This window comes from Calothrix sp. CBUCES-K 9914, assembly GCF_059640475.1.
On the sequence record NZ_JBXXZH010000006.1, the window covers coordinates 83,562 to 90,430 of the forward strand.

Here is a 6,869-nt window from a genome sequence, read left to right on the forward strand (position 1 = left end):
TTCTTAGCCTGCTCCCGGCAGGCTTTGTTTGTATAGCCCTCACCATTCTATGGTGTAATCTATGGTGTAAATACATTAAACATTTTTGAGGAATTTTTGTATTTTTTGCCACCAGGTGATGTTGGTGTTTAGGTAGGAAATTGTTGGGAATGCGGCTGATTTTCTGTAAACTTGTTTTTGTAAGGTTTTGGCTAGTCGGTTATTGTCCGCACGTAACCCTTCGTAGAAAAACATTACTTCTCCGTTGATGCCATGTACACGGTTGTATTCTATTTTTTGGATTAACAGGTCTGGACTGATTATATAGGAGCCTAGTTTGATGAGGATGCCTGGTGCAATTTTTGGTAAGGCGCCTCGAAATTGGGAGGTGGTTGTATCTAATATAGATTTGTAGCTATTGAAGTCACGTCTATATATTTGTGGGTTGACTATATCTACTGTGTTTTGCTGTACAAAAGCGGGAGTATCTTGTAAATATTCTTTGTATGCCCAATCATGAATGTTGGGAGAAACTGCCACTATTAGATTTGGGTTGATGGTTTTGATTTTCTGGTGTAGTGTTGCCCAAAACTGAGTTAGAATATCCGCGCGCCATTGTAACCACTGTTTATCTTTAGGGTTTGATGGAGGGTTTTTACCAAATGCAGAATAGTAACGTTGTTGAGTTACTGTGTCGTATCCCCCCTCAGATGGAAATGCTGGTAAACGGTCGTCTCCTTGGATGCCATCGATGTTATAGTTTTTTACAACTTCAAGAACTAAGTTGGATATGAAGTCTTGTACATGAGGGTCGAGAGCGTTCAACCACTCAAAACCGTTTTTCTTCAATAAGTTACCTTGGATATCTCGTGCTGTCCATTCGGGTTTTTTAGCTAGCAGGGTTCCACCGTTGAGGTTATATGAACTCGCAAACCCGTATTCAAACCAGGGTATAACTTTTAAGCCACAAGAATGTGCAGCTTCTACAATTTCTGCTAATGGGTCACGTCCAACGCACTGCGGACTAATTTCAATACCAAAGGTTTCCTGCATGACTTGACTGGGGTATTGAGTTGCAGCTTTATTCCACACCACAGGAAAAACAACATTAAATCCTGTTTCAGCAAGAAATTCCATCGCCTCAACAATATTATCCTGCGAGTCGAGAACATTGCTGTCAGTTGTCGTTATCCAGACTCCACGTATCTCCATATTCGTCTCTCCGTTGTAGAGTAGGGTGCGTGACACCACTAGATTTGCGCTTCGTTTTAGAATGCTAGTAGTGTCACGCACCCTACGTTATGTGGTAAAAATCCAAAACTTAAATCAACCTGCAGCAGTACGATTTCAACTATGAAAGCAGAAAAAATAGTTAATGACAAATCGAAGGGATAGGGAAATGAATCACTGGCGCCACGAATATATTATTACTAATGGTGTGAAACTTCACTATGTGACTCAGGGGGAGGGTCCTTTGATGGTGATGCTACATGGTTTTCCAGAGTTTTGGTACTCTTGGCGGTACATTATACCAGAGTTTGCGGTGGATTATAAGGTTGTTGCGTTGGACTTACGCGGTTATAACGAAAGCGATAAACCAAAGGAGCAATCTGCTTATACTATTGATGAACTGACGAAAGATGTCGAAGGGGTAGTTAAGGGACTAGGATACGACAAATGTGTGCTAGTTGGACATGACTGGGGTGGCGCCATTGCATGGAATTTGGCATATAGACATCCAGAAATGTTAGAGAAGCTAATAGTACTCAACCTTCCACACCCTGCAAAGTTTGCCGAAGCGTTACGCACTCCTCAACAATTACTGCGTAGTTGGTATATATTTTTCTTCCAAATACCTCTTTTGCCAGAAGTACTAGTTCAGTCTAACGATTATCAGTTTATTGAAACTGCATTAAAAGGTATGGCTGTTGATAAAACTGCTATTACACAGACTGATATCGAAGCTTATAAAGAAGCTGCTTCTAAACGTGGCGCCCTAACTGCGATGATTAATTACTATCGGAATATTTTCCAACCACAGTTTTTTAGTCCGAGTCAGCGTGTATTGGAAGTACCGACGCTAATGATTTGGGGTGAAAACGATACTGCGCTAGGGTTAGAACTAACTTATGGAACCGAAGCGTATGTCAGAGACTTTCAAATTAAGTATATTCCTAATTGTAGTCACTGGATACAACAAGAACAACCACAATTGGTGAATCAATATATGAAGGATTTTCTAGGTGTTAATCATACCTAGTTTTAACCATACTACTATAACCCCAGAAATGTATCTGGGGTTTTAACTTTATAAGTTTATGAGCATTTGGTTAATTATATATTAAGAGATTCATAATGTTTAAATTTATTTATTTATTAAGTATAAATACTGCTCTAAGATGACTGAGGGGAAGTAATAGTCATCAAGACTAGCAATAGATATTGTTAAGAATATTAAATATTTTTGTAAAAGAATGTTATTGAAATCAATCAAAAATGCTGAAAGCTTTGTAGATAGGGTGTTTTTATGTAAGTAAATCACGAAAATCTGAGATTCTATGGTCAAAAAAAAACGGACAGTTTGAAAACTGAACTAATGACCTGAAAAGAAAATAGTGCGATAATGAACCCGTGAGGAAATTAATGGAAGCAATTATTGCTGTTCAAAGGGGACTTAATTATGAAAATTAAATTATTTGCAGCTCTTTTTCTAGCGACTCCCCTATTATTTGCTAGTACAGTGAGCGCACAAAATTCTCAGCAGTTACAGCAGCTATTGCGAACTGGTGAATGCATTAAATGTAATTTATCTGGAGTTAACTTAGTAGGTGCCCATTTAATTGGTGCTGACTTACGGGGTGCAAACCTTAAAGGTGCCGACTTAACAAAAGCTAATCTTGAAGGTGCTGACTTAACGGGGGCAAACCTTGAAGGCGCCAATTTAACCTCTGCTTTTGTTACAAACGTCAATTTTAAACAAGCTGACCTCGATAAGGTCAATTTTTCACGCGCAACAATTCATAACGCGAACGTGTATCAAGCATCAATGAACGATATGAATATCAGTGATGCCGATATCTATGGTACTGGTATTGGTATTGGTGGTGAAGACGCAGTAGTTCCTGATTGGGATTAACCTTGTAGCACAGGCATCCCTGCCTGTGTATTAATAAATTATTGGTATAAATTTTGCCAAAGCTACACAGGGGAGACAGAGAGAAATTTCGAGTCGGTATACGCAATAAAATACTGTTAGATACTAAGTAATACTACTTATGAAAGCACAAAGCTGCATTTCCCAAAAATGGAATGTGAGTGCTAAAACATAAATGTATTACTTGTTTTTGAGTATCAATTCCGACAAAGCATCAATAAGTTAGATGTAGAGCGTTACGAATTGAGGCGCCACCACCGCAAGGTAGCATACCTGGAGACCGCTTATAAAAATCTAGGAAAAGCGACTGCATACGTTCCGCACTTACCATCAAAACCACCATTTTTATTAACATGCGATATTGGTTCCCATTTTGAGCTATGGATGGGGTTTAGCGGTGATTATGGTAGTTATGGTGCCAAAAAAAATATTAAAATAGAAGACTTATTAAAACCAGAAATATTTGATTTATTCGTAGATATTTTTACAGTGGTGTGGTATGTTACTTGACTGCACAGGCAGGATGCCTGTGCTACAACTAGTTAATTGAGGGTTCTGGAAAGGGGACTGAAAAATCTGGCGAATTCTCCAGGTTTGAAGTTATCATCCCAGTTGGCTGGCAGGCGCCGAGGGTTAGGATTATCTTTGGTGGGTACGCGCATAAATATGTATTCACACTCCACACCTTCAAGTTTAGTTTCTGGTGTTATTCCCCAATTGTCAATGTAGGCGCCTGTGAGAATTGCCGCGCGGAAGTCGGTATTATCTACTTGTGTACGCATTAAGTTGCCTCTGGTCATATTGGCATTTCGTAGGTCTGTGTTGTTGAGTTTTGCGGCAACCATACTAACGTCAACGAGATTTGCTGCACGTAAGTTTATACCTTGTAAGTCCCAACCGTCGAAGTTTTGATTGTGTAGGTTTTTTGTAACAACTAGCTTTCTCATTTTCTTGTTCGCAAGATAGCTTTTACCAACAACTGAATTGTCAAGGTGTTTAACTTCAAACCAACAGGTACGTGTTAAATTAGCTTTGAGAAAATTGGCGTTTTTAACTGAAGCGCGCGTAAAATCAGCATCGGTAAGGTTACAGTCTTGAAAATTGGTGCCGTAGCGAGTAACTGTAGATAAAGCTAAGTCACGAATCATGCTTTGTTTTTCATCTTCAAATAAAGCACGACACCCAACATATGCTGATATTAGAATTACAGTTACAGCAATTGCAATCGCGACTCCTCCTGTAAGTGGGTTTACTCTTGCTGCTAGTACAGCCATTATTCCAGAAAGTGCTGCTGCAAGGGTTAGGGCAACGGTAACAGCAACTAAACCAGCTATAGTACCAGCAAGTGCAACGGCGCCTGCAATTGTAACTGTAGCGAGAATAGTCGCAACAATCGCGACGGCACCTGTAACTATGACTGCTACAACTTGCGCTAACTCCATCGCTCCAGTATGTGCAGTTCCACCTGCCCAAGTAACTGCGACTATTCCAGCCCATCCAACTGCTGCAAGTCCAGCACACGTTACCGATAATGCCATAAATCCGAATGCAGCACTAACTCCTCGAAAAAGAGTAATTAGAAAGAATACAAGTAATACAGCTAAACTGACAATCCCAACATAAAGATTTTCACGGTTGGTATTGAGTAGTAAAATTCCGACTAATGAGCCACCTATTGCTGAAAGTAAACCAGATAATGCCGAAAGTAGTAACGCACTGAATACTAAGACAATCGCCCAGCGTTTTTGTAGTCCTGTTTTAGCGTGACTAAAGTTTGCACCTTCTAAATTAGCATTACTAAAGTCTACACCTCGGATATTCGAGTAAGAAAAGTCGGCGCCACTAAGGTCTTTGCCTCTAAAGGATTTACCTCTGAGCTTGCTGGCGCGATAATCTTGAGCCATGTAAATTTACAGCAGAGTTAGGACAGTTATAATATAGGTTGTAGGATAACACTTTATAAACACATTTTTGCCAGTGTAACCTTTTTTAAAGACGTTTTAATTTATTAATTTTATTTAATAATTATTCATAATATATACAATATGACCTTTTTTGGAGTGATTTGCCGATCTTGGAAACCTGGAAAAGTTCAAAGAAATGAGCAAGTAGCTTGTAAGGCTTTCTCCAGTAATTGCTGGTAATCTTTATCTTTAATTCGATAGGCGCCAAATCTTTCGAGGTGTGGGTTCATCATTTGGGCATCGAAAAAAACAAATGAGCGTGCTTGTAAGTGTTCTACAAGCTTGACCATTGCGACTTTAGAGCCATCAGGGATATTGAAAAACATTGACTCACCAATAAAGGCGCCGTTGATGACAATACCCAAAATACCACCTGCAAGTTCATCACCTAGCCACGTTTCAAAACTATGTGCCCAACCTGCCTTGTTAAGTTCTAAATATATATCTTTTAACTCGTCAGATATCCAAGTTGTTTCACGGTTTGCACAACCGGATACCACTGCTGGGAAGTCACGATTAATTTCTACGCTGAAAATATTTTTATTCAATACGCGACGCAGCGATTTTGGATAATGAAAACGCGCGTCAAGGGGAATAAAAGTACGGTCGCGGCTTTGATACCATCCCAATTCATTATTATCATCAGCCATGAGAAAATAACCTTGGGCGTAACCTTGAACAATACTAGCAACGTCATATTGCATAAAAGTAGCAAAAAATGATTGACAATTATTAAGAATTCTTAAATCCTAAGTATTTAAGGTTTGGGCTTGTATACTTTATATCATTAAATATCTTGACATTTTTGTAATAAAAGTTTTTGGCAAGTTTTTGGCAAGTTTTGGATTAGCAACTAACTTTTTATAAACTTTATGACAGAACCAATTCCAGCTATAACATTATTACCAGCTTCTGACCCAGTACAAGAAGGTAGATGGCTGCAAAAAAATTTACATTCCTGGCTAGATAGTCAGTTTATCCCTGAAGCGGTGAATGAGCAAATTGCGGAACGCGCGGCGCAAATCTTTGTACGCCAGCGTATGGAAGGAGAGAATGACCTCGGTTCGCTAGTCATAGCAATTGTAACCGAGATGCAAGCGTTTGATTTTTCTAAAAGCTTTTATGGAGAATTTGCTATTGCTAATGCAGTTAGTGACATTCTCCTTGAAAGTTTGGGTATAGATAATAAGTGTTGTGAACAATAAGAGTGCGCTCGTGCTGAGTTATGAGTGCTGAGTAGAAGAGCGAAGTTAAAACTTAGCACGAGCGCACGAGCGCACTTTTTACTCTTTTACCAACTAGACTTGACGACACCTGGTAGTAAACCTTGGTGTGCCCACTCGCGTAATACGTTACGGGATAGACCAAAGTCACGGTAATAGCCTCTAGGACGACCAGTTACCCAGCAGCGGTTGTGCTGACGGGTTGGTGCGCTATTACGGGGTAATTGCTGAATTTTACGGTGAATTTCCAGCTTTTGCAGCGGATTTTCGGTAATTCTGAACTCGTCGAGTAAAGCTTCACGCTTTGCAGCATACTTCTCAACCATTTTCGCGCGTTTTTTCTCGCGCTCAATCATACTCTTTTTTGCCATTACAGTCTGGAAATTAAATTTTTGACAGCACTCCCTATTCTATACAAAAGTGCTGAGTTTTGAGTGCTGAGTGCTGAGTGGTTAAATCAAGTTATAACTCCTAAGTGCTGAGTAATGAGTGCTGAGTGCTGAGTGGTTAAATCAAGTTATAACTCCTAAGTGCTGAGTAATGAGTGCT

At 39.6% G+C, this 6,869-nt stretch carries 8 protein-coding genes; 4 read left to right on the plus strand and 4 right to left on the minus strand.

What is annotated here, in order from left to right; genetic code table 11:
• Window positions 1–75 precede the first annotated feature (75 nt).
• A complete protein-coding gene (locus AC2JBO_RS02500; protein ID WP_496952039.1) occupies window positions 76–1,191 on the minus strand; it encodes a glycoside hydrolase family 10-like protein in 1,116 nt (371 codons plus the stop codon).
• Window positions 1,192–1,354: 163 nt separating this feature from the next.
• On the opposite strand from AC2JBO_RS02500, the gene AC2JBO_RS02505 reads away from it, so the two are divergent.
• The 3 genes from AC2JBO_RS02505 to AC2JBO_RS02515 all read left to right on the plus strand — a co-directional run bounded on the left by AC2JBO_RS02505 (window position 1,355) and on the right by AC2JBO_RS02515 (window position 3,643).
• On the plus strand, window positions 1,355–2,239 hold the full coding sequence (locus AC2JBO_RS02505) for an alpha/beta fold hydrolase (protein ID WP_496952040.1): 885 nt from the start codon (window positions 1,355–1,357) through the stop codon (window positions 2,237–2,239).
• 420 nt (window positions 2,240–2,659) lie between these two features.
• On the plus strand, window positions 2,660–3,115 hold the full coding sequence (locus tag AC2JBO_RS02510; RefSeq protein ID WP_496952041.1) for a pentapeptide repeat-containing protein: 456 nt from the start codon (window positions 2,660–2,662) through the stop codon (window positions 3,113–3,115).
• A 261-nt stretch (window positions 3,116–3,376) separates the two neighbouring features.
• Window positions 3,377–3,643: a hypothetical protein gene (locus tag AC2JBO_RS02515; protein ID WP_496952042.1), complete on the plus strand. Its 267-nt coding sequence runs from the start codon at window positions 3,377–3,379 to the stop codon at window positions 3,641–3,643.
• Between the two features lie 32 nt (window positions 3,644–3,675).
• Here the strand turns inward: AC2JBO_RS02515 and AC2JBO_RS02520 are convergent, their stop codons facing one another.
• Both AC2JBO_RS02520 and aat read right to left on the minus strand, forming a co-directional pair.
• Window positions 3,676–5,037 (minus strand): pentapeptide repeat-containing protein, encoded by a 1,362-nt coding sequence (locus AC2JBO_RS02520; protein WP_496952043.1) that lies wholly within the window; start codon window positions 5,035–5,037, stop codon window positions 3,676–3,678.
• A gap of 188 nt (window positions 5,038–5,225) precedes the next feature.
• On the minus strand, window positions 5,226–5,801 hold the full coding sequence (gene aat, locus AC2JBO_RS02525; RefSeq protein WP_496952044.1) for a leucyl/phenylalanyl-tRNA--protein transferase: 576 nt from the start codon (window positions 5,799–5,801) through the stop codon (window positions 5,226–5,228).
• Window positions 5,802–5,969: 168 nt separating this feature from the next.
• On the opposite strand from aat, the gene AC2JBO_RS02530 reads away from it, so the two are divergent.
• The gene (locus AC2JBO_RS02530; RefSeq protein ID WP_496952045.1) at window positions 5,970–6,302 is read left to right on the plus strand and encodes a DUF8822 family protein; all 333 of its coding nucleotides are present in this window, start codon (window positions 5,970–5,972) and stop codon (window positions 6,300–6,302) included.
• Window positions 6,303–6,388: 86 nt separating this feature from the next.
• Here the strand turns inward: AC2JBO_RS02530 and rpsN are convergent, their stop codons facing one another.
• Window positions 6,389–6,691, minus strand: a complete 303-nt coding sequence (rpsN, locus tag AC2JBO_RS02535; RefSeq protein WP_496952046.1) for a 30S ribosomal protein S14 — start codon at window positions 6,689–6,691, stop codon at window positions 6,389–6,391.
• Window positions 6,692–6,869: the final 178 nt, after the last annotated feature.

What these genes read in the sequence shown, in the direction of transcription:
- AC2JBO_RS02500 (WP_496952039.1), bottom strand. Translation starts at nt 1,191, where the DNA reads ATGGAGATACGTGGAGTCTGGATAACGACAACTGACAGCAATGTTCTC.
- AC2JBO_RS02505 (WP_496952040.1), top strand. Translation starts at nt 1,355, where the DNA reads ATGACAAATCGAAGGGATAGGGAAATGAATCACTGGCGCCACGAATAT.
- AC2JBO_RS02510 (WP_496952041.1), top strand. Translation starts at nt 2,660, where the DNA reads ATGAAAATTAAATTATTTGCAGCTCTTTTTCTAGCGACTCCCCTATTA.
- AC2JBO_RS02520 (WP_496952043.1), bottom strand. Translation starts at nt 5,037, where the DNA reads ATGGCTCAAGATTATCGCGCCAGCAAGCTCAGAGGTAAATCCTTTAGA.
- aat (WP_496952044.1), bottom strand. Translation starts at nt 5,801, where the DNA reads ATGCAATATGACGTTGCTAGTATTGTTCAAGGTTACGCCCAAGGTTAT.
- AC2JBO_RS02530 (WP_496952045.1), top strand. Translation starts at nt 5,970, where the DNA reads ATGACAGAACCAATTCCAGCTATAACATTATTACCAGCTTCTGACCCA.
- rpsN (WP_496952046.1), bottom strand. Translation starts at nt 6,691, where the DNA reads ATGGCAAAAAAGAGTATGATTGAGCGCGAGAAAAAACGCGCGAAAATG.